Annotated in this window: 18 protein-coding genes and 1 pseudogene; 10 read left to right on the top strand and 9 right to left on the bottom strand. The window is 72.6% G+C overall.

From position 1 onward, the window contains the following. Nucleotides 1–13: 13 nt before the first annotated feature. The 4 genes from ACFHWT_RS19995 to ACFHWT_RS20010 are packed head-to-tail and all read left to right on the top strand — an operon-like array spanning nucleotide 14 to nucleotide 4,210. Nucleotides 14–1,129: an STM4014 family protein gene (locus ACFHWT_RS19995; RefSeq protein ID WP_416596196.1), complete on the top strand. Its 1,116-nt coding sequence runs from the start codon at nucleotides 14–16 to the stop codon at nucleotides 1,127–1,129. Continuing rightward, entirely contained in the window at nucleotides 1,126–1,956 is an 831-nt protein-coding gene (locus ACFHWT_RS20000) for an STM4013/SEN3800 family hydrolase (RefSeq protein ID WP_416596197.1), read from the top strand. Before ACFHWT_RS19995 ends, ACFHWT_RS20000 begins: the two co-directional genes overlap by 4 nt. Next, a complete protein-coding gene (locus ACFHWT_RS20005; RefSeq protein WP_416596198.1) occupies nucleotides 1,953–3,278 on the top strand; it encodes an STM4012 family radical SAM protein in 1,326 nt (441 codons plus the stop codon). Before ACFHWT_RS20000 ends, ACFHWT_RS20005 begins: the two co-directional genes overlap by 4 nt. A gap of 5 nt (nucleotides 3,279–3,283) precedes the next feature. After that, nucleotides 3,284–4,210 (top strand): STM4011 family radical SAM protein, encoded by a 927-nt coding sequence (locus ACFHWT_RS20010; RefSeq protein WP_416596199.1) that lies wholly within the window; start codon nucleotides 3,284–3,286, stop codon nucleotides 4,208–4,210. Here ACFHWT_RS20010 and ACFHWT_RS20015 read toward each other — a convergent pair. Continuing rightward, nucleotides 4,197–5,429 (bottom strand): glycosyltransferase, encoded by a 1,233-nt coding sequence (locus ACFHWT_RS20015; RefSeq protein WP_416596200.1) that lies wholly within the window; start codon nucleotides 5,427–5,429, stop codon nucleotides 4,197–4,199. The two genes, ACFHWT_RS20010 and ACFHWT_RS20015, sit on opposite strands and share 14 nt — an antisense overlap. 64 nt (nucleotides 5,430–5,493) lie before the next feature. After that, on the bottom strand, nucleotides 5,494–5,787 hold the full coding sequence (locus ACFHWT_RS20020; RefSeq protein WP_278169981.1) for an antibiotic biosynthesis monooxygenase family protein: 294 nt from the start codon (nucleotides 5,785–5,787) through the stop codon (nucleotides 5,494–5,496). Between the two features lie 384 nt (nucleotides 5,788–6,171). Here ACFHWT_RS20020 and ACFHWT_RS20025 point away from each other — a divergent pair, with 384 nt between their 5' ends. Then, entirely contained in the window at nucleotides 6,172–7,170 is a 999-nt protein-coding gene (locus ACFHWT_RS20025) for a TerC family protein (RefSeq protein ID WP_416596201.1), read from the top strand. Between the two features lie 48 nt (nucleotides 7,171–7,218). Here the strand turns inward: ACFHWT_RS20025 and typA are convergent, their stop codons facing one another. Together typA and ACFHWT_RS20035 are read right to left on the bottom strand one after the other, a co-directional pair. Beyond that, nucleotides 7,219–9,084 carry a translational GTPase TypA gene (gene typA / locus ACFHWT_RS20030; protein ID WP_416596203.1) on the bottom strand — a complete coding sequence of 622 codons (1,866 nt, stop codon included), beginning with the start codon at nucleotides 9,082–9,084 and terminating at the stop codon, nucleotides 7,219–7,221. A 149-nt stretch (nucleotides 9,085–9,233) separates the two neighbouring features. Next, nucleotides 9,234–10,352: pseudogene (locus ACFHWT_RS20035) on the bottom strand (MMPL family transporter); the annotation flags it as partial. Between the two features lie 156 nt (nucleotides 10,353–10,508). Between ACFHWT_RS20035 and ACFHWT_RS20040 the strand changes: the two are divergent. The 3 genes from ACFHWT_RS20040 to ACFHWT_RS20050 all read left to right on the top strand — a co-directional run bounded on the left by ACFHWT_RS20040 (nucleotide 10,509) and on the right by ACFHWT_RS20050 (nucleotide 14,067). Continuing rightward, entirely contained in the window at nucleotides 10,509–11,030 is a 522-nt protein-coding gene (locus ACFHWT_RS20040; protein WP_416596204.1) for a MarR family winged helix-turn-helix transcriptional regulator, read from the top strand. A gap of 46 nt (nucleotides 11,031–11,076) precedes the next feature. Continuing rightward, nucleotides 11,077–12,726: a CocE/NonD family hydrolase gene (locus ACFHWT_RS20045; protein WP_416596240.1), complete on the top strand. Its 1,650-nt coding sequence runs from the start codon at nucleotides 11,077–11,079 to the stop codon at nucleotides 12,724–12,726. 522 nt (nucleotides 12,727–13,248) lie between these two features. After that, nucleotides 13,249–14,067, top strand: coding sequence for an N-acetylmuramoyl-L-alanine amidase (locus ACFHWT_RS20050; protein ID WP_416596205.1), 819 nt, complete (start codon nucleotides 13,249–13,251; stop codon nucleotides 14,065–14,067). A gap of 22 nt (nucleotides 14,068–14,089) precedes the next feature. Here the strand turns inward: ACFHWT_RS20050 and ACFHWT_RS20055 are convergent, their stop codons facing one another. The 4 genes from ACFHWT_RS20055 to ACFHWT_RS20070 are packed head-to-tail and all read right to left on the bottom strand — an operon-like array spanning nucleotide 14,090 to nucleotide 18,931. Continuing rightward, nucleotides 14,090–15,487, bottom strand: coding sequence for a hypothetical protein (locus ACFHWT_RS20055; RefSeq protein ID WP_416596206.1), 1,398 nt, complete (start codon nucleotides 15,485–15,487; stop codon nucleotides 14,090–14,092). After that, nucleotides 15,462–16,418, bottom strand: a complete 957-nt coding sequence (locus ACFHWT_RS20060) for an alpha/beta fold hydrolase (protein WP_416596207.1) — start codon at nucleotides 16,416–16,418, stop codon at nucleotides 15,462–15,464. Before ACFHWT_RS20060 ends, ACFHWT_RS20055 begins: the two co-directional genes overlap by 26 nt. After that, a complete protein-coding gene (locus ACFHWT_RS20065) occupies nucleotides 16,415–17,326 on the bottom strand; it encodes an SDR family NAD(P)-dependent oxidoreductase (RefSeq protein ID WP_416596208.1) in 912 nt (303 codons plus the stop codon). The genes ACFHWT_RS20060 and ACFHWT_RS20065 overlap by 4 nt, the downstream gene beginning before the upstream one ends. A 30-nt stretch (nucleotides 17,327–17,356) precedes the next feature. Continuing rightward, entirely contained in the window at nucleotides 17,357–18,931 is a 1,575-nt protein-coding gene (locus tag ACFHWT_RS20070; RefSeq protein ID WP_416596209.1) for a hypothetical protein, read from the bottom strand. Nucleotides 18,932–19,141: 210 nt separating this feature from the next. Between ACFHWT_RS20070 and ACFHWT_RS20075 the strand changes: the two genes are divergently transcribed. Further along, entirely contained in the window at nucleotides 19,142–20,038 is an 897-nt protein-coding gene (locus ACFHWT_RS20075) for an SDR family oxidoreductase (protein ID WP_416596210.1), read from the top strand. Between the two features lie 25 nt (nucleotides 20,039–20,063). Here the strand turns inward: ACFHWT_RS20075 and ACFHWT_RS20080 are convergent, their stop codons facing one another. Beyond that, a complete protein-coding gene (locus tag ACFHWT_RS20080; RefSeq protein WP_416596211.1) occupies nucleotides 20,064–20,717 on the bottom strand; it encodes an MBL fold metallo-hydrolase in 654 nt (217 codons plus the stop codon). 212 nt (nucleotides 20,718–20,929) lie between these two features. Between ACFHWT_RS20080 and rsgA the strand changes: the two genes are divergently transcribed. Then, on the top strand, nucleotides 20,930–21,997 hold the full coding sequence (rsgA, locus tag ACFHWT_RS20085; protein WP_416596212.1) for a ribosome small subunit-dependent GTPase A: 1,068 nt from the start codon (nucleotides 20,930–20,932) through the stop codon (nucleotides 21,995–21,997). Nucleotides 21,998–21,999: the final 2 nt, after the last annotated feature.

The raw sequence follows: 21,999 nt of genomic DNA on the forward strand, positions 1-21,999 counted from the left end.
TTAACCTCACCCGATGAGCCACACCACGCCACTGGTCGTGGTCGGCAACCCGGGCAACCGGCGGGTCGGGGCGTTCCGCGCCGCCGCGCACGCCGCTGGCCTGCGTGTCCGGGTGCTGCCCTGGCGGGAACTCGCCGCCGGGGCGGAGGTCGCCCTGCCCGACGGGGCGACGGTACGGATCGACTCACCCGACGAGGACTCCGAGGTGGACCGGTTGCTGCGCGGCGCCGACCGGCCGCTCGACCATGGCGAGATCAGCGGCGGCGCCGCCTGGTACGCCGGACTGCGTACCGCCCTGGGGCGGCTCACCGCCGCCGCCCGGCGGGCCGGCGCGACCCTGCTCAACGACCCGGCCGACATCGCCGTGCTGTTCGACAAACGCGTCGGGCACCGGCGACTGGCCGTCGCCGGGGTGGCCCAACCGGCCATCCTGGACATCGCGCCCGGCGACTGGGCACAGCTGCGTACCGCCCTGTCCGACGCCGGCTGGGCCCGGGCCTTCGTCAAACCGGTGCACGGGTCGTCGGCGTCCGGGGTGCTCGCCCTGCACGCGCACGGCAGGCGGGTGCAGGCGGTCACCTCGGTCGAGCTGGCCGACGACGGGCGGCTGTTCAACTCGTTGCGGGTGTGCACCTACCGTACCGAGCGGGAGGTCGCCTCGATCGTGGACCAGCTGGCGCCGGACGGGTTGCTGGTGCAGCGCTGGTTCCCGAAGGCCGGCCTGTACGGCCGGGTCGTCGATCTGCGGGTGCTGGTGATCGCCGGTGAGCCGGGCCACGTCGTGGTGCGCAGCAGCGACGGCCCGCTGACCAACCTGCACCTGGGTAACCGGCGCGGCGACCCGGCGGCGGTGCGGGCGGCGTTCGGCCCGCGCCGGTGGGCGGCGGCGCTGGCCGACTGCGTGCGCGCGGCGCGCAGCTTCACCGGCAGCCTGCACGTCGGAGTGGACCTGATGATCGGCAGTGACTGGCGGCGGCACGCCGTGGCGGAGGTGAACGCCTTCGGGGATCTGCTCCCCGGGGTGTGCGACGCCGCCGGGCGGGACAGCTACGCTGCCCAACTGCATGCCATACGTACCGGCCGATTCGCCGCCTGGCGGACCAGGGCCGCGATGGGGAGGTCGGCATGAAGGACCTGATCGGCAGCCATGACCTGCTGTTCGTCACGCTCGACACGTTGCGCTACGACGTGGCGGCCGAGTTGCTCGCCGCCGGTCGGACACCGCAGCTGGCCCGCGCGCTGCCCGACGGGCAGTGGCAGCGCCGGCACAGCCCGGCCAGCTTCACGTACGCCGCACATCAGGCGTTCTTCACCGGCTTCCTGCCCACTCCGGCCGAGCCGGGCCGTCATCCCCGGATGTTCGCCGCGGCGTTCCCCGGCAGCGCCACCACCGACGAGCACACCTGGGTCTTCGACGCACCCGACCTGGTCACCGCGCTGCGCAAGGAGGGCTACCACACGGTGTGCGTCGGCGGGGTCGGCTTTTTCAACCGGTCCTCGCCGTTGGGCGCCACCCTGCCGGGGCTGTTCGCCGAGGCGCACTGGGAGCCGGCGTTCGGGGTGACCGCGCCGGGCTGCTTCGAGGCTCAGCTGGACCGGATCGCCGAGGTCGTCCCGGCCGTTCCCGCCGACCAGCCGCTGTTCCTGTTCGTCAACGTGGCCGCGATGCACCAGCCGAACCGGCACTACCTGCCGGGCACCGAACGCGACAACAGGGACAGCCACGCCGCCGCACTGGAGTACGTCGACCGGCACATCGGCCGGCTGTTCGCCATGGCCAGCTCCCGGGGCCGGCCCTGCCTGACCATCATCTGCGCCGATCACGGCACCGCGTACGGCGAGGACGGGCACAGCGGGCACCGGGTCGGCCACGAGGTGGTGTGGACGGTGCCGTACGCCGATTTCGTGATCGCCCCCGGCGACTGGTCCGACGCCGCGACGCCGGACCCGGCGTGACCGTCGCGGACCTGGACGGCTCGCCGTACCAGGGCTACCTGTACGGGTATCCGCACAAGACGGCCTACCGGCCGCTGCGGCCGCGCCCCGCGCTGGCCGACGTCTGGTCCGGGCAGCGCCGCACGGAGCTGTTCTGCTACCTGCACCTGCCGTTCTGCGAGATGCGCTGCGGCTTCTGCAACCTGTTCACCCGGGCCAACCCGTCGGCCGGGCAGGTGGCCGCCTACCTCGACCAGCTGCGCCGCCAGGCGGTACGGGTGGCCGCCGCGCTCGGCGACGACGCCCGGTTCGCCCGGGTCGCCGTCGGTGGCGGCACCCCCACCTACCTGGACCCGGACGAGCTGTCGACGATGTTCGACCTGATCGACCGGTTCCGGCCGGCGGGCGTGCCGACGGCGGTGGAGACCTCACCGGCCACCGCCACCCCGGACCGGCTGGCGGTGCTCGCCGCCCGCGGCACCACCCGGATCAGCATCGGGGTGCAGAGTTTCCTCGACGCCGAGGCGCGGGCCGCGGGCCGGCCGCAGCGTCGCGTCGAGGTCGAGCGTGCCCTGGCCGCCATCCGGGACCAGCCGATCCCGGAGCTGAACATCGACCTGATCTACGGCATCCCCGGCCAGACCGACGCCACCTGGGCGCAGTCGCTCGACGCGGCGCTGTGCTGGGAGCCGGAGGAGATCTACCTCTACCCGCTCTACGTCCGCCCGCTGACCGGCCTGGCCCGCCGCGCCCCGGCCGACCTGCCTGATCCACAGTGGGACGCCCAGCGGCAGGCGCTGTACCGGCACGGCGTCGACCGGCTGCGCGCCGCCGGCTACCGGCAACTGTCGATGCGGCATTTCCGCCGTGCGTCGCTGCCGGTCGTCGTCGCCCCGGAATACTCCTGTCAGGAGGACGGGATGGTCGGTCTGGGCTGCGGTGCCCGGTCCTACACCAGCGACCTGCACTACTCGTTCGACTACGCGGTCTCCGTCGGGCAGGTGCGGGCGATCATCGACGACTACCTGCGCCGGCCGGAGTCCGACTTCGACGTCGCCGAGGTGGGTTTCCGGCTGGACCGCGACGAGCAGCGCCGGCGCTGGCTGATCACCTCGCTGCTGCGCACCGACGGATGCGACCGGGCGGCGTACGCGGCGCGGTTCGCCACCCGGGTCGTCGACGACTTCCCGCAGCTGGCGACGCTGGTCGACCGGGGCTGGCTGACGATCACCCCGGACCGGCTGGCGCTGACCGACGCCGGCCTGGCCCGCAGCGACGCGATCGGCCCGTGGCTGGTCTCGACCGTGGTCCGGGCGGCGATGGCCGGCCTGCCGGCCCGGTGAGTCGGATGGACCTGAGCATCCTCTACCGGGGTCCGCTGGCCAGCTGCAACTACGACTGTCCGTACTGCCCGTTCGCCAAGCGCCGCGACGACCCGGCGACGCTGCGCACCGACCGGGCGGCGCTCGACCGGTTCGTCGACTGGGCCGGCCGCAACCCGCACGGTGACCGGATCTCGGTGCTGTTCACTCCGTGGGGCGAGGCGCTGACCAGGTCCTGGTACCGGCGGGCGCTGCTGCGGTTGGCCGCGATGCCGCAGGTACGCCGGGTGGCGATCCAGACCAACCTGGCCGCCCGGCTCGACTTCCTGGCCGACGCCGACGCCGAGCAGCGTCGCCGGCTGGCGTTCTGGGCCACGTACCACCCGGGCCAGGTCGACCGGGAGGTCTTCCTACGCCGCTGCGGCACGCTGCGTACCGTCGGGGTGCGGTTCTCGGTGGGGGTTGTCGGCCTGCCCGAGCACCTGGCGGCCGCGCGGTCGCTGCGGGCCGCCCTGCCGGCCGAGGTCTACCTGTGGGTCAACGCCGCGGACGGGCACCGTTACGACGCCGCGCAGCAGCGGGCGTGGACCGCGATCGACCCGCTGTTCGACTACAGCGTGCACCCGCATCCGTCGGCCGGCCGGTCGTGCCGTACCGGCGAGTCGGTGGTCTCGGTCGACGGTGCCGGCACGGTACGCCGCTGCCATTTCGTCGCCGAACCGCTGGGCAACCTCTACGACGGCTCCTACCGGGTCGGCCTGCGGCCGCGTCCCTGCCCACTGGACTCGTGCGACTGCCACATCGGCTACGTGCATCTGCGGGACCTGCCGCTGTACGACGTTTTCGCCGGCGGCGTCCTGGAACGTATCCCGCACGCCTTTCCCGATACGGCGTCGGGGATCGCAGCGGCGGCCCGACCGGCCGCCGCCGCGGATCCGGTCAGCGGCGGGTGACCCGGTCGACGGCGCGCAGCACCGCGGCGTACCCGTCCTCGGCGGCGATCCGGGCCGCGAGGTGCCGGGCCCGTTGCGCGTACGTCGGCCGGTCGAGCACCGCGCGGATGGCGTCGGCCAGTCGGTCGGCGGTGAGCCGCCGGGCCGGCAGCGGTTCGGCGGCGACCCCGAGACGCGCCAGCCGGGCGGCCCAGAACGGCTGGTCGGCGATGAGCGGTACGGTCACCGCCGGCACCCCGGCCCGCAGCCCGGCGGCGGTGGTGCCGGCCCCCGCGTGGTGGACCACCGCCGCCACCCGGGGCAGCAGCCAGTCGTGCGGTACGTCGCCGACCGCGAGGACGCCGTCGTCGCCGACCCGCAGCCCGCCCCAACCGGCCTGCACGATCGCGCGTACGCCGGCCCGGCGTAGCGCCGCACCGATCAGGGTCGGAAGTGACGCGTCGAGCACCGCCATGCTGCCGAAGGTGATCAGCACCGGCGGCGGTCCGGCGTCCAGGAATCCGGTCAGTTCCGGCGGGGGAGTGCAGTGCGGGTCGGTGGCCGGCCACCAGTAGCCGACGACCTCCAGCCCGGGGCGCCAGTCGGCCGGTCGGGGCAGCACACTGGGGCTGAATCCGTGCAGCACCGGCCAGCCTGAGCGTCTGGCCTGCCGCAGCAGGGCGGCCAGCGGGACCGGCGGCAGGCCGAGCCGGTGGCGTAGCCGCCGGGAGGAGCGGTCGTACGCCCGGGCGCTGGCCGCCTCGGCGCCGCGCCCCAGCGCCCGGTTGCCGACCGGACCGAAGGACCGGTCGCCGAGCAGCACCGGCGGGAAGTCGCCGGTCGGTGCGACCGGTTGCAGGAAGACCCCGATGCTCGGGATCCCGCGTCGCTGTGCCACCGAGTAGCCCAGCGGCGCGGTCGTGGTGGCCAGCAGCAGTACGTCGGCGTCGGCACCGACGTCGACCAGCCCGGTTGCGAGATCGTCGAGGTAGCGCCGGCCCTGCCGGACGAACTCGGCGGTGCCCCGCAGCCCGCCGCCGAGCCGGTGCAGCCGCCGCCCGCCGGGGGTGCGTTGGGCGGCGTACGGGTCACCGGGTAGCGGCCGGAAGGCGAGACCGCCGCCGGTCACCAGCGCGTCGAAGGTGCCGTGGGTCGTCACGGTGACCCGGTGGCCGGCGGCGCGCAGGGCCTGTCCCAGCCCGGTGTACGGTGCGACGTCGCCCCGGCTGCCGGCGGTCACGATCTCTATCCGCACTGCGGGCTCCGACTTGCTCCGGACCGGCCGGACACCGGCAGGGTCCGGGTCACGCCGGCAGGTCGACGAAGTGTTCGACCACCGGCGGCGCGGCGAAGTACGGACCGATCAGTTCCCGCCACCGCAGGTACCGGTCGGTGGCGCGGAAGTTCTGCTCGTGCGCGTCGACGGAGTCCCATTCGACCAGCAGTACGAACCGGCTGGGACTCTCCACTCCCCGGGTCATCCGCACCGACCGGCAGCCGTCGGTGGTGGCCAGCAGGTGGCGGCCGGCGGCGTACGCTGCGGCGAAGTCGGCTTCCCGGCCGGGCTGGACATCGACCAGCGCGATCTCAAGCACCATGGCGGGAAGCCTGCCACACGGCTGCGCCCGGACCGGCCCGAGGGGCCGTCTCCGGCGGGTATGGAGGACTATCTAGCCTCCTAGGACGCTCGAGAAGTTGTGCTTGTCGTCACCGATGACCCGCCCCGGTGTGTCGTTTGCCCGGTGGTTGCGCAACAATGACGCAGGAGGAGGGGAGTATTCCCTCGCGCTGGTGTCGTCAGCACGGTTGGCCCGCATGGTGGACCGACCCGGCACCTGCGGTCGTCGTCACCGAAGCAGACAGTTCGGCAGACGATGGCGGAAGAGACCTCCGTCAGTCACTGCTGTGCGCATCTCCACGAAGGCCGGGGCGTCCCTGTCCCGGTGCCGGTCGGCGGTGCCCTGTGTCTGCCGGAGGTCCGAGTGAACATCCCTGCCTGGGTTTGGCTGGTCAGCCTGGTCGTACTGACCGCGGTGCTGATCGCCGACCTGTTGATCATCGTCCGGCGGCCGCACGAACCGAGCATGCGCGAGTCAGCCGGCTGGACCGTCTTCTACATCGTGCTAGCGGTGATCTTCGGCCTCGGGGTGTGGGCCACGTCCGGCGGGCGGTACGCCGGCGAGTTCTTCGCCGGCTACGTCACGGAGAAGAGCCTCTCCGTCGACAACCTCTTCGTGTTCGTGATCATCATGGGCCGGTTCGTGGTGCCCCGGAAGTACCAGCAGAAGGTGCTGCTGGTCGGCGTCGTGCTGGCGCTGGTGCTGCGCGGCGGGTTCATCGCGGCGGGTGCCGTGCTGATCTCCCAGTTCTCCTGGGTGTTCTACATCTTCGGCGCCTTCCTCATCTACACCGCCATCGGTCAGCTGCGCCAGCCTGAGACGACCGACGAGTTCTCCGAGAACGCGCTGATCCGGTGGAGCCGTCGGGTGCTGCCGGTCTCCGGCGCCTACGACGGTGGCCGGCTGACCACGCTGACCGAGGCCGGCCGGCGAATGTTCACACCGATGCTGATCGTCATGATCGCGATCGGCGTCACCGACCTGATCTTCGCGCTGGACTCGATCCCGGCGATCTTCGGCATCACCCAGGAGCCGTACCTGGTCTTCACCGCCAACGTCTTCGCGTTGATGGGGCTGCGGCAGCTCTACTTCCTGCTCGGCGGCCTGCTGGACCGGCTGGTCTACCTCAGCTACGGCCTGGCGGTGGTGCTGGGCTTCATCGGGGTGAAGCTGGTGCTGGAGGCGTTGGCCGACAACACCCTGTTCTTCGTCAACGGTGGCGATCCGGTCGGCTGGGCACCGCACATCCCGATCTGGCTGTCGCTGACCGTCATCTTCGTGACCCTGCTGGTCACCACGGTGGCCAGCCTGGTCAAGTCGTCCCGGGACCGTAAGCGGGAGCTCGCCGACATCGTCAAGTGACCGGCCGCTGGGGTCGCCGGCAGCCGGCGACCCCAGCGGCGGCGCGGTTCAGCTCTGGTGCTTGCGGCGGGCCGCCGCCCGGGCCCGGGCGGTCTGGTCGAGGATCACCTTGCGCAGCCGTACCGCCTCTGGGGTGACCTCAACGCACTCGTCCTCGCGGCAGAACTCCAGCGCCTGCTCCAGGGAGAGCTTGCGGGGCGGCACCAGCCGCTCCAACTCGTCGGCGGTCGACGAGCGCATGTTCGTCAGCTTCTTCTCTTTGGTGATGTTGACGTCCATGTCGTCGGCGCGGGAGTTCTCGCCGACCAGCATGCCCTCGTACACCGGGGTGCCCGGCTCGACGAAGAGCGAGCCGCGTTCCTGCAGGTTGAACATGGCGAAGCTGGTTGCCACGCCGGTCCGGTCGGCGACCAGTGAGCCGGTGGGCCGGGTCCGCAGCTCGCCGAACCACGGCTCGTAGGACTCGAAGACGTGGTGCAGGATGCCGGTGCCCCGGGTCTCGGTGAGGAACTCGGTCCGGAACCCGATCAACGCGCGGGCCGGTACCAACCACTCCATCCGGATCCAGCCGGTGCCGTGGTTGACCAGCTGCTCCATCCGGCCCTTCCGGGGGGCCAGCAGCTGGGTGATCGCGCCCAGGTACTCATCGGGGGCGTCGATGGTCAGCCGCTCCACCGGCTCGCAGACCCGTCCGTCGATCTCCCGGGTGACCACCTGCGGCTTGCCGACGGTCAGCTCGTACTGCTCGCGGCGCATCTGCTCGACCAGGATGGCCAGCGCCAGCTCACCACGACCCTGCACCTCCCAGGCGTCCGGGCGTTCGGTGGGCAGTACCCGCAGCGACACATTGCCGATCAGTTCGCGGTCCAGCCGGTCCTTGACCAGCCGGGCAGTCACCTTCGACCCCTTGACCTTGCCGGCCAACGGTGAGGTGTTGGTGCCCAGGGTCATCGAGATCGCCGGCTCGTCGACGGTGATCAACGGCAGCGGGCGGGGGTCGTCCGCGTCGGCCAGGGTCTCGCCGATCATGATGTCCGGGATGCCGGCCACCGCCATGATGTCGCCCGGGCCGGCTGCCTCGGCGGGCTTGCGTTCCAGTCCCTCGGTCATCAGCAGCTCGGAGATGCGGACCTTCTGCAGGCTGCCGTCGGTGCGGCACCAGGCGACGGTCTGGCCCTTGCGGATGGTGCCCTGCCGGACCCGGCACAGCGCCAGCCGGCCCAGGAACGGGGAGGCGTCGAGGTTGGTCACGTGCGCCTGCAGCGGCGCGTCCGGGTCGAAGGCCGGTGCCGGGATCGTCTCCAGCAGGGTCCGGAACAGTGGCTCCAGGTTGTCGCTGTCGTCCGGCACCGCGCCGCCGGCCGGCTGGGTCAGCGAGGCGACGCCGTCGCGGGCGCAGGCGTACACGATCGGGAAGTCGATCTGGGTCTCGTCGGCGTCGAGGTCGAGGAAGAGCTCGTACGTGTCGTCGACGACCTCTTTGATTCGCGCGTCCGGCCGGTCCACCTTGTTGATCACCAGGATGATCGGTAGCCGGGCCTGCAGCGCCTTGCGCAGCACGAACCGGGTCTGCGGCAGCGGCCCCTCGCTGGCGTCGACCAGCAGCACCACGCCGTCGACCATGGTGAGGCCGCGCTCCACCTCGCCGCCGAAGTCGGCGTGCCCCGGGGTGTCGATGATGTTGATGACGACCGGGTCGCCCTGGTCGGGCACGTAGCTGATCGCGGTGTTCTTGGCCAGGATGGTGATGCCCTTCTCACGCTCCAGATCCATGGAGTCCAGCGCCCGGTCGGGCAGTTCGGCGCGGGTGTGCAGCTGGCCGCCTTGGCGCAGCATCGCGTCCACCAGCGTGGTCTTGCCGTGGTCGACATGCGCGATGATGGCCACGTTGCGGAGATCGGAGCGGGTCTGCATGCTCCTATCCTCCGGCATCGGCGTGCCGGCCCGGCATCGGGTCGGCCCCGACGGGCATTGGCGTCGGCTCCGGGACGCGGCGGCGGGCGAGCGCGTTGGGCCACCCAGAACCGCCGGCCGAGCACCATCGCGATCGCCGGCACCAGCAGGGTCCGGACCAGCAACGTGTCGAGCAGTACGCCGAACCCGACGATGATCCCGATCTCGGTCAGGGTGTCCAGCGGCAGTACGCCGAGGACGGTGAAGACCGCGGCGAGCAGGACGCCGGCGCTGGTGATCACCCCGCCGGTGACGGCGAGCGCGGTCCGCACGCCCTGCCGGGTGCCGTTGACGGCCGCCTCCTCCCGGGCCCGGGTGGTGAGGAAGATGTTGTAGTCGACGCCGAGGGCGACCAGGAACAGGAACGCCAGCAGCGGCACGCTGGTGTCCAACGCCGGGTAGCCGAGCACCTGGGTGAACAAGGTGGTGGCCGCGCCGAGGGCGGCGAAGAAGGTGGCGACGACGGTACCGACCAGGATCAGTGGTGCGACGATCGACCGCAGCAGCACGATCAGCACCGCCAGCACCATCACCAGCACCAGTGGGACGACGACCCGCAGGTCACGCAGGGCGGCGTCGCGGGTGTCCAGGTTCGCGGCCACCGAGCCGCCGACGAGGGCGTCGGCCTGCGGTACGGAGTCGAGCGTGGCGCGCAGGTCCCGGATCGTGCGGTAGCTTTCCGTGCTGTCCGGTTCGGCGCGTAGCGCCACTTCGACGACGGCGAGGTCGTCGGTGCCGCCGGCTGGTCGTGCGCTGGCGACTCCGTCGACCGATTCGACGGCGGCGAGCACCGCCGGGGCCCGGGCGGCGTCGGCGACGACGGTCACCGGGTCGGCGGCGCCGGGCGGGAAGGACCGGGACAGGGTGGCCAGCACGGCGAGCAGCAGCAGGGATCCGGCGAGCACGGTGCGCGGCCGGCGGCTGACCAGCGCGCCGGCCCGGGCCCAGATGCCGCTGCGGGTGGGATCGGACTGTCCGGGACGGGGGACGAACGGCCAGAACAGGCCACGTCCGCAGACGGACAGGGCGGCGGGCAGCACGATCAGGCCGTACAGCATGGCGGTGGTGATGCCGGCGGCGCCGGCGGCGCCGATCGCCCGGTCGTTGGCGAGTACGGCGGCGAGCAGGGTGAGCAGGCTGAGCACGACGGTCAGGGCGCTGGCGGTGATCGCCGGCGGTCCACCGTCCGCAGATGATCGCGTCAGCCGGGTGCCGAGCGGTGTGGGCATGTGAGACCTCGTTCATCGCTGGGTGGTCGCCGGATCCCGCCCGCCTGTCGCTGAGCGGGCGAGGGCAAGATCTCACGTCTATCAAGTATCTCGGTCATCAAGACTATAGCTGGACTGGGATAGGGTCATGTCAGGGCACGGATCGGAGGGCACACGGTGGGCGCCGGTGTATGGGGGACCCGGCCGAGCGGTCGGTCGGCGGTGGTGGCGGAGATCATCCGCCGGTTGCGCAGCTACACCGTCGACGCCGGCCACGTCGGCCATGCCTTCGCCGCGCTGTACGACCTGCACGCCACCGACCTGCAGGCACTGATCGCGGTGATGGACGCCGAGCAGACCGGGGTTCCGATCACCCCGGGCGGCCTGGGCGCGCACCTCAACCTGACCTCCGGCTCGGTCACCGCACTGGTGGACCGGCTGGAGCGGGCCGGACACCTGTACCGCGACCGGGACCCGGACGACCGGCGCAAGGTGCGGCTGCGGTACGCGGCCGAGGGCGCCGCGCTGGCCCGCGAGTTCTTCGCCCCGCTGGGTCGGCGTACCGACGCCGTGATGGCCGACTTCACCGACGACGAGTTGGAGACGGTCCGCCGGTTCCTGGCGGCGATGGGCGAGTCCACCCGGGCGCACCGCGACGAGGTGCGTGCCGCCGCCCGGGACGGCGGCCGTGGGCGCTGACGGCGTACCCGGCGGCCGGGCCGACCGGCGGCGCGGCGTTGCGGGCCTGCGGCGGTTCGGGATCCCGAGCCTGCGGCGGCTCGGGGCCGGGGGTCCGTGGCGGGTCCGGATCCGGCGCGACCTCGCCGTGCGGACCCGTGACGGGTTGCGGCTGCGGACTGACCACTATCGGCCGGTGGGTGCGGGCACCGCGCCGGCCGTGCTGATCCGGACCCCGTACGGTCGGGGCGGTCCGGTCCGGCTGCTCGGTCTGCTGTTCGCCCGCCGTGGCTGGCACTGCGTCGTCCAGTCGTGCCGGGGCACGTTCGGGTCCGACGGCACGTTCGAGCCGTTGCTGCACGAGCGGGCCGACGGGCTGGACACGCTGGAGTGGCTGCGCCGGCAGCCCTGGTACGACGGGCGGCTCGGCACCTTCGGCATCTCCTACCAGGGCTTCGGGCAGTGGGCCACGGCCGCCCACGCCGGTGACGACCTGCGGGCGATGGTCGCGGTGGTCACCGCCGCGCAGACCCGCGACTCCACCTACGCCGGCGGGGGGTTCTCGCTGGACACGGTGCTGACCTGGGCGGAGCTGATGTCGGCCCAGCAGGTGCCGTGGCTGACCCGCCAGCGTGAGCTGCGTCGGGGCCTGCCCCGGCTGACCGCCGGTCTGGCGCACCTGCCACTGGCCGAGGCCGACCGGGTCGCGACCGGCGCCACCGTGCCGTTCTTCCAGGAGTGGCTCACCCAGCACCGTCCGGCGGCACCGTACTGGTTGCCCCGTACCTTCCACCGGGAGGTCGCCCAGGTCCGGGCCCCGGTGTCGATGGTGACCGGTTGGCACGACATCTTCCTGCCGGCACAGCTGGCCGACTACGCGGCGTTGCGGGCGGCGGGCCGGCGACCCCGACTCACCGTCGGGCCGTGGACGCACGGCAGCCCCGGGCTGTTCGTCACGGCGTACCGGGAGGCGGCGGCGTTCTTCGCGGCCCGTTTCGGTGCGGGGCCCGGTGCGGCCGGTGCGCCGACGCGGGGCAGCGGTGGGCCGTCCGGGCGTTGGCCGGTACGGGTGCACGTCGCCGGGTTCGGCTGGCGCGACCTCGCCGATTGGCCGCCGCCCGCGACGACCATCGGATGGTACCTGTGGCCCGGCGGCCGGCTGGGCCGGACGGTGCCGCCCCGGTCGGCGCCGGACCGGCACCGCTACGACCCCGCCGCACCGACTCCGGCGGTGGGCGGGCCGATGCTGATCGCCCAGCACGCGGGGGTGCGCGACAACCGGGAGCTGGAAGCCCGCCCGGACGTGCTGACCTACACGAGCGGGCCGCTGGACCGGCCGGTGGAGCTGATCGGTCCGGTGACGGCCGAGGTGTACGTCCGCTGCAGTGTCGCGTACTTCGACGTGTTCGTGCGGCTGTGCCGGGTCGACCGGCGCGGCAGGTCCTGGAACATCTGTGATGGATTGTCTCGGATGGATGGTGCGATGGGCGGCGCGGTGGTCCGGGTGCCGGTGACTCTCTGGCCGACCGCCTGCCGGCTGTCAGCGGGGGAACGGCTACGGGTGCAGGTCAGCGGTGGCGCGCATCCGCGGTGGGCGAGGAACCCGGGCTCCGGCGAGCCGCTGGGTACCGCAGCCCGGCTGCGGAGCAGCCAACGGTGGATCTTCCACGACCCCCAGCGGCCGTCGGTGGTCTGGTTGCCGGTCACACAGGACTGACGATCCCCGCCGCCCGCCGGCTTCCGGCGGCGGGCCGGTGCCACCCGATCCGGACCGGCAGCGGTCCACGACTTTACCCGATGCCGCCAATACTCAGAGTTATTTGCCCTGGTCAGAAGCTTGTTGGTCGCGCTATTCTCGATACATGGCACCGTCGGGAGGGCGTCGGTCACCAAGACTGACGACACCGGGAGGACCGGGGTCGAGCTGTCGCCGGACGTGCCAGTCGAAGTGAGTCACCGGCCTGGCCAGCCGGTGCGCACAGTGGACCTGATGGCGCGGCGGCGCCCGCACCGGTGAGCGGGACCGCCCCGGTGGTGGGGCCACCCGGCGGGCGACGGCCGAGCCGGTCCACGTCCTACGCGTCCTCCGACGCTGACCGCCGATCGACCCGGCACCGGTCGATCACACCAGGTCGGGCCGGTCCACCGGCCGGGTCCGGCCGGACCCGAACAGCCGGCGGCCCCGACCGGGATCGATCCACCTACCCCATTCGCCGGCCGGGGAAGGAGGCACCACCACATGGGAATCTGGACCGATCTCGCTACCTGGCGGGGTCCCACCGTGAACAGCGGCAACGGCACCGGTGCGGTGAACGAGCCGGAGGACCGCCTCGACGCGCACCACGGCATCGTGGTGCACATCGCCGCCGGATACTTCGAGGGCACCATTGCCTGGCAGCGTAACCCCGCGTCGCGGGTGTCGTCGCACTTCGTCGTGGCCAAGGACGGGCGCATCGCGCAGATGGTCGACACCGAGATCCGGGCGTGGACACAGCGGGCCGGCAACCGCACCTGGCTCAGTATCGAGAACGAGGGGTTCCTGCCGGACCGGCTCACCGCACCGCAGCTGGAGGCGAACGCCCAACTGCTGGCCCGATCACACCTCGAACACGGCGTGCCGGTGCGCAACGCGAACAGCCCGCGCGAACGTGGTCTCGGCCATCACAGCATGGGTGCCGAGAACGGCTTCGACTGGGGACACAGCCAGTGCCCCGGTCCGGCGATCGTCGCTCAGAAACCGACGATCGTCGCCCGCGCGGCGCAGATCGTCACCGCGATCCGACCGCCGGCGCCACCCCGACCACGATGGATCATCGACGACCTCGACGACCCGGGAGACACCGTCATGTATCTCGTGCAGTGCACCATCCAGACCCCGAACCCGATCTACGTCGTGCACGACAGCGGCAAGGTCCGGCACATCGGGCCCGCCGAGCTCGCGTACCTGCGCAGCCTCAGCGGCGAGGACGAGGTGGCCACCATCACCGAGTCCGATCCGGCCGCCTGCTCGCGGTTGCTGGCCGAGGCCCGGGTCGCCCAGGGCTTCCTGCAGAACTGAGCGGTCCGGTGCGGCCCGGGCCTCATCCTGCCGGTGTCAAGGACTCCCAGCTGACGCCCGGGTACCCGCCGGACTGCCGCCAGAAGTCGTCGAACTGGGCGAGGGTCAGCTGACCCGGCATCGGATACCGGGCCGGGATCGCCTGCAACGCCTCGTCGTAACGCGCGTACAGCGACATCTCACAGGGGAAGTCCGCCAGGTTCCGGCCAAGGTAGCGCCCGCTGCGGGTGGCCCGGTCGAGCACCGCCTGCCACCGCTCGGGCGGCGGCCAGCCGACCGCGTTCGGCACGCCGTTCTGGAACAGCGCCAGGTGGATGTCGGCGTACGGTTCCCGCTCGTCCAGGTAGCGTTCGACGTCATGCAGGCTCGGATCCATGGTGAACGTCATCCAGTAGGGCACCGAGCCGGTCCGCAACGTCCACCAGGGGTCGAGCACGATGAACGACTCGATCAGCAGCCGGCGCGCCGGGATGCGCCGCTGCCGGTACCACCACTGGTAGAGGTCGGCGACCATCGACGACGGCGCCGACGGCCGGTCGAACACGATCCGCCGGACCTGGTAGCCGTTCTCGGCGGCGAACCGGTCGATGTCTTCGGCCAGTTCCGGGGCGAAACCCCACTCCGCCTCCGGACTGACGCTGTCCGGTTCCGGGCCGACCCACCGGCGTACCGGGGAGCCGTAGCGGTGCAGGTACGCCGCCACTCGAGGGCCACCCCGGTGGAACTCGTTCTGGGTGGCACCGCCGACCGCACCGTGCTGGAACACATGCCGTTCACCGACGGCGGTGGTCCGCCACTGCGTGCGGCAGTCGGCGATGATGATCGTCCCGCCGGGCGCCAGCCGCTCCCGGAGGAACGCCTCGTACTCCGCGCCCAGGGTGCGCCGCTTGAACCGGAAGTAGGTCAGCGCCCGCACCATCAGCCGGTCCTGGTTGGCGTCGTGCATGTGGTGCAGCTGGATGTCCGGGTTGGCGTCGAGCAGCGCCCGACCCGGCTTCAGGCCTTTGCGCAACGCGGTCGTCGGATCGTCCGGGTGCACCCGCTGGGCGACCGGGATGAAGAAGGTCTGCGGCAGCCACGGCACTCCCAGCGCCGCCCACAGGTGCACCAGCGCGCCGCTGGACGAACCGACCGCCACCGCCGGATAGCGGCGCTGCGGGTACTTCCGCGTCACCCACCGGGAAACCTCCGCCACGTCGATGCGGCCCATTTTCGCGGCCCGTACCGCCTCGGTCAGCCCGCCGACGATGAACGCCTTCTCCCTGGCCCGGCCCGGCAGCAGATCGGTCGCCCTCACCAGCGGCTTCAACAGCGTCGACCGCCCCAGTGCGGGAAACGACTCACCCCGTAGGTACGCGGCAGTGGCCAGCAGCATCGCCGAGGCCGAGTCGAAGCTAGCCAGGAACGCGGGCGCGGGCACCGTCGACACCTCCACCGGTCGTCGTGAACTCGTCGAGGAATCCGTGGATCACCCGGGCGAACTCGGCCGGGTTGTCGTGGCTCATCGCGTGCACCACGCCGGGCAGTCGGCACAGCCGGGCATCGGGTGCCTGCCGGCGCAGGTCGGCGACCCACTGGTCGGACACCAGCGGGTCGCGGGTGCCCCGGCACACCAGCACCGGCGCGCCGACCCGTCGGATCTTGTCCTCGGGCCGGTCGGCCAGCGCCGCCGAGAAGGTCCGCAGCACCCGCCCCACACCTGCCCGGCGGTAGTCGGTCAGCTGGATCCGTTTGAGCCGGACGGACTGGGTGGTCTGCTCGGCCTGCCAGCGCCACAGCTGGCTGCGCCACGCGCGGCGACCCGGATCCACCGTGGGGCTGGCCAGCACCACCGCCGACACCCAGTCGGGGGCCTGGGCGGCGGTCTCCAGCACCACCTGACAACCGAGCGACACGCCGACCAGTACGGCCGGGGCGGTGACCACCGCTGGCAGCCAACTGGCCACGGCGGTGCCGAGTTCGGCGACGCCGGGCACCGGATCCGGTTTGCTGCTGCGGCCGCAGCCGGGCAGGTCCGGGGCCAGGACGGTGCCGGTGGCGGCGAGTCGGCCCGCCACCGGTACGCAGAGTCCGGCGGCGACTCCGAGCCCGTGCACCAGCACGATCGGCGGCCGGCGGTGGGTCGGTACCAGGTCGGCCGGCACTGGGCCGGCCGGTGTCGGCGGCCGGTTCGGGCCCTGCGTCGCCGGCACCACCGATCGGTCCCAGCACAGGCTGGTGATCGTCCACCCGGCGTCCATGGGCGCGCCGGCCCGGACCCGCCAACTCGGTGGGGCCGGCACCTCGACCTGCCGGGTGGCCGGCTGCGGCGTTGGCGAGCCGGGCGGCGACGGCGTCAGCAGCGGACTCATCGGGCACCACGCGAGGCGGGGTACGCCGGACTCCGGCCGCTGTCGACCCGGGCACCGAGTGGCATGGGTCGCAGCAGGTTGCCGGCGGTGTAGCCGACGGGGCCGTCGGCGACCTGGGTCCGTCGCGCGGTCCGGGCGCGGGACCGCCCGGTCAGCGCCGGCAGCAGCCGGGCGGCGAGCACCCCGAGCCGGGCACCGGGCCCGACGTGCACCTCCCGGCGAGGGCTGCGGACCAGCTTGACGACGACCCTGGCCACCTCGTCGGGGTGGCAGGGGTGGGCCGGCGGCACCACCCGCCGGCCGGTCCAGTTGGCGGCGGAGCGCCACATCGGGGTGTCCACCGGCCCCGCCAGCACCGTGCACACCGCGATCCCGGGCACGTCGCGGACCTCCTGCCGGGTGCAGTCGCTCAGCGCCCTGACGGCGTGCGCGCTCGCCGCGTACGCGCTCTGCTGTGGCGTCGGTGCCCAGCCGTGCACCGAGGAGACGGAGATCAGGATCCCGTGTCCCTGGTCCCGCAACCACGGCAGGGCGGCGCGGATGCCGTGATAGGTGCCGAACAGGTTGGTCCGCACCACCTGATGCCACAGCTGTGCGGGGGTCTCCTCGACCGCGCCGTGCAGGTTGACCCCCGCGTTGTTGATCCAGACGTCGATCCGGCCGAATCGGGCGACGGCCTGCCGGGCGGCGTCGGCGACGGCGTCGGCGTCGGTCACGTCGAGCGGAACGACCAGCACCTGTCCGCCCCGCCCGCGGCACTCGGTCGCCACCGTCTCCAGCGCGTCCCGGCGGCGGGCCAGCAGCACCAGGGTGGCGCCGGCGGCGGCGAAGCGGCGGGCGCAGGCCCGGCCGGTTCCGCTGGACGCGCCGGTGACGACGACGACTTTTTCGTCGAGGTGTCTGGCCACGGGTTTCCTCCCGGTCTCGGTGGGCAGCGGTCAGTTCATTGGGGGTACGCCGAACGGCAGCGCCATCGGCCGGCCCCAGTCCCGCCACGGTGGGCAGGGCAGTGGCGGTTCGTCGTCGAGGAACCGGTTGACTTCGTGGTAGAACGCCGGGGTGTCCGGCAGGTAGGGATGCGCCTCGCGGACCGGGCAGACGTTGCGGGCGACCGGCAGCCGCCAGCCGTCCGGCATCAGCGGCAGGTCGGTCGCCGACGTGACCGCGACCGCCCGCACCGGTGGTGGCAGCGGATCGGTCAGTACGGTGGCGCCGCCGTTGGCCGGGGCGAGCAGTTCCCGGGCGGCCGGGGCGTCCGGTTCGAAGTGGAAGTCAACCCGGTCGGAGATCGGCACCAGCAGCCGGAACAGGTCGCTGCCGACCCGACCGGGCCCGTCGCGACCCGGTGGGAGGTAGCCGGCCGGGCTGTCCGGGAACGGCCCGATCAGGATCAGCTCGTCCACCTGGGTGGTGGCTCCGCCGGCCAACGCATCCCAGGCCACCCACACCGCGTGCGAGTGGGCGGCGACGACCAGCGGGCGGGGCAGGTCCCGGACCTGGGCGGCGAAGATGGCGACCTGTTCGGCGAACGGCCGCTGGGTGTCCGCCCGGTGGTACGGGGCGCCGGTGCGGATCGGGCAGCGGGCCCGGCCCTGCGGCTGGCCGTCGCCGGGGCCGGCGTAGGAGAAGTAGAACGTCTGCGCGCAGGTGTAGCCGAGGACGTCGGTGCGGGTGCCGAAGATGGTGCCCCGGCCGGAGGCGGAGTTGATCCCGCTCATCAGCAGGATGGAGCCGGCGCGTGGTGCGGCCGGGTCGGTGACCGGCACCGACCTGGTGGCGATGAACACGGCGGTCGCGACCAGGAACAGCATGGTGGCGCTGGCGAGTCGCAGCCGGGGGTACGCCGGGGCCGGGCGGGCGAGCAGTCGGACCGCGACTGCGGTCAACGCCCCGGAGACCGGCACGGCGACCAGCCGCAGTGCCGGGACCTGTTCGGCGAGCACGCCGAGGCCGATCAGGGCGGCCGCGTACGGCACGGTCACCTCGACCCGCAGCCCGTGGCGCCAGGCGCGTGGCCAGGCCTGGCGCAGTCGCGTCGTGCCCTGCCACGGCAGCGCAACGACGACGACCACGACCAGAGCCAACAACCCGACGCCTGCCCAGAACAGCCGGGAGTAGAGGACCGCGGCGGCGATGTAGGTGGCCTCGGCAGCGAACAGCAGGACCGGCAGCACGGTGAGGTAGACGGTGGCGGCCAGACGTAACCGTTGCCGGTCCAGCCCGCCGAGCATCAGCGCCAGCACGCTCACCCGTACCGCCAACGCCCCGATCAGCCCGGCGGCGAACCACGGCCGGGACGGCGCTCTGGTCAGCAGCAGCCGCAGGTCGGTGTACAGGTCGACCGGGGGCAGGGCGACCAGGTGCGCGAGGCCGGGCCAGCGGGGCAGCGCGCCGGTGGCCGCCAGCAGGGTCGCCCCGACGGTCAGCACGGCCAGCGGCCAGAGCCGGGGCGGTCCGAGGGTCGGTGCCGCCCGGATCGCGCCAGCGGTGTCCGTCTCGTCCCGTATGTTCATCCGGTCGCGCCCGCCCGTCCTGTCCCGGCCGGCCGTGGCGAGCCGGGTCTGCTGATGCCGAAACGACGGCTGCCCGCCGGCGGGTGGCTCAAACCTGCCGGACGGTGGACGCCGGTGCCGGGGATCGGCGGACGGTTTCGGTCCGGCGTGGTGTGGGTACGGCTGCGGTGTTCACACCTGTTGCGCCCGTACCGTGAGGAGCGAACGATCATGGCCGACCAGCACATCCGGCAGGATCCGACGGAGCAGTACGGTCAGCGGCGGGGGCAGCCGGTGCAGAAGCAGCCACCGCCGGGCACCGGCGCCAGGATGGATCCGCCGCCGGACCACGGCGAGGAGAGTTACCACGGCTCCGGCAGGTTGACCGACCGGCGGGCGGTGATCACCGGCGGGGACTCGGGGATCGGCCGCGCGGTGGCGCTCGCGTTCGCCCGGGAAGGCGCCGACGTCGTCCTGTCGTACCTGCCGCAGGAGGAGCGCGACGCCCGGGAGACGGTCCGGCTGGTCGAGTCGGCCGGCCGGCGGGCGGTGCCGGTGCCCGGCGACATCACTACCGAGCATCAGTGCGTCGAGCTGGTGCGACGCGCCGTCGAGGAGCTCGGCGGCATCGACATCCTGGTCAACAACGCCGGATACCAGATGGCGCAGGAGAAGGGGATCGCGGAGATCTCCACCGAGCAGTTCGACCGGGTGCTGAAGACCAACCTGTACGCGTTGTTCTGGATCTGCAAGGCAGCCGTGCCGCACATGCCGCCGGGGTCCAGCATCATCAACACGTCGTCGATCCAGGCGTTCGATCCGTCACCGTCGTTGCTGGACTACGCGACCACCAAGGCGGGCATCGTCAACTTCACCAAAGGGCTGGCGGCGAACCTGGTCGACCAGGGGATCCGGGTCAACTCGGTGGCGCCCGGGCCGGTCTGGACGCCGTTGATCCCGGCGACCATGCCGCCGGAGGCAGTGGGCAAGTTCGGCACCACGTCGCCGATTGGCCGGCCGGCGCAGCCGGCGGAACTGGCCCCGTCGTTCGTCTTCTTCGCGTCGCAGGAGTCCAGCTACACCACCGGTGAGGTGCTCGCTGTGACCGGCGGTCGCCGCACGATCTGACTGTCGCCGCGTCGCCGGTGACGGGTCACCAGCCACGGGCCCGCCACTGCGGCAGCGCGGGGCGTTCGGCACCGAGCGTGGAGTCCTTCCCGTGACCCGGGTAGAACCAGGTGTCGTCGGGCAGCCGGTCGAACAGCTTGTGCTCGACGTCGTCGATCAGTGAGGTGAAGTTGCGCCGGTCACCGCGGGTGGCCCCGACCCCGCCGGGGAACAACGCGTCGCCGGTGAACAGGTGCGCCACCCCGTGCGGATCCCGGTAGAGCAGGGCGACCGAGCCGGGCGTGTGCCCGACCAGGTGGACGACCTCCAGCTCGCAGTCGCCGACCGCGACCCGGTCGCCGTCGGCGATGGTGGCGGTGACCAGGGGCAGCCCGTCGGCGTCGGCCGGGTGGGCGAGCGCGGCGGCCCCGGTCGCGGCGGCCACCTCCTCCAGCGCGACCCAGTGGTCCATGTGCTGGTGGGTGGTGACCACGGCGGCGAGCCCGGCCGGACCGATCAGCTCCAGCAGCCGGGGCGCCTCGTTCGCCGCGTCGATCAGCACCTGCTCGCCGGTGCTGGTGCAGCGCAGCAGGTAGGCGTTGTTGTCCATCGGCCCGACCGCGACCTTGGTGATGGTCAGCCCGGTCAGCTCCCGGACGTCCGGCGCGCCGCCGACGGTGACATCTCCCTGGTAGGACACGGGAACCTCCTGCTGGTCGCGGCTGGGCGGAATTGGCTTTCCCCGGTTGCCGGGAGAAGGCTACCGTTGCCGTGACGCGTCAGGCAGAGCTCTCTGGAAGGGAGGTGGTGACGACCGTGACTGTCCCCTGCGGTTCGTCCGCCCATTCTTCCCCCCGGGGTCGTCCGGCCGGTCCGGCCGGCGGACGCCCCACGACCTGACAAGGGTTCTCAATGACGTTCGATCTGGCGTCCCTCGGCTGGGACGCATTCCACGACCGTGCCCTGCCGGCTCTCGACACCGATCATCAGCCCGGCCGGGTGGCCCGGGTGGACCGCGGGGTGTGCACCGTGCTGGTGTCCGACGGACCGATGCGGGCCAGCGTCGCCGGCGCGCTCCTCACCGCTGCCGCGTCCGACCCGGTGGCCCTGCCCTGCGCTGGCGACTGGGTGACGGTGCGGACCTGGCCGGACGACCGGACCACCGTCGAGCAGGTGCTGCCCCGGCGGACCGCGCTGGTACGCCGTACCGCCGACAAGGACTCCACCGGGCAGGTGCTCGCCGCCAACGTCGACACCGCCGCCGTCGTCGAACCGATGCACCCGGCACCCGACCTGGGCCGCATCGAACGCTTCCTGGCGTTGGCCTGGGAGTCCGGCGCCGAGCCGGTGGTCCTGCTGACCAAGTGTGACGCGGTGGCCGACCCGGCGGCGGTGGGCGACCAGGTGTCCGCCGTGGCACCGGGCGTACCGGTGATCACGGTCAGCGCGCAACGCGGTGACGGCATCGACGAGGTGTCCCGGCTCGTGGCGCCCGGTCGCACTCTGGGACTGTTGGGGCCGTCCGGGGCGGGCAAGTCGACGCTGGTCAACGCCCTGGCCGGCACCGAGGTGATGGGGGTGCAGGCCATCCGTCGGGTTGACGGCAAGGGCCGGCACACCACCACCTACCGGGCGCTGATCCCGATCCCGGGCGGCGGGGCGGTGCTGGACACCCCGGGGGTACGGGCGGTGGGTCTGCTGGACTCCGCCGACGGCCTGGACGAGGCGTTCTCCGACGTGGCCGAGCTCGCCGCCGCCTGCCGGTTCGCCGACTGCGCGCACAGCGGTGAGCCGGGCTGCGCGGTGCGTGCCGCGATCGAGTCGGGCGACCTGCCGGTGCGCCGCTGGGAGAGTTGGCAGCGCCTGCAGCGGGAGGTCGCGCACGAGATGCGTCGCCGGGACGCGCGGCTGGCCGCCGCCGAGCGGGCCAGGTGGAAGCAGATCTCGAAGGACAACCGGGCACGTTACCGGCAGCGGTGACG

The sequence above is a fragment of the Micromonospora sp. LOL_021 genome (assembly GCF_048060215.1).
Taxonomy (GTDB): Bacteria; Actinomycetota; Actinomycetes; order Mycobacteriales; family Micromonosporaceae; genus Micromonospora_E.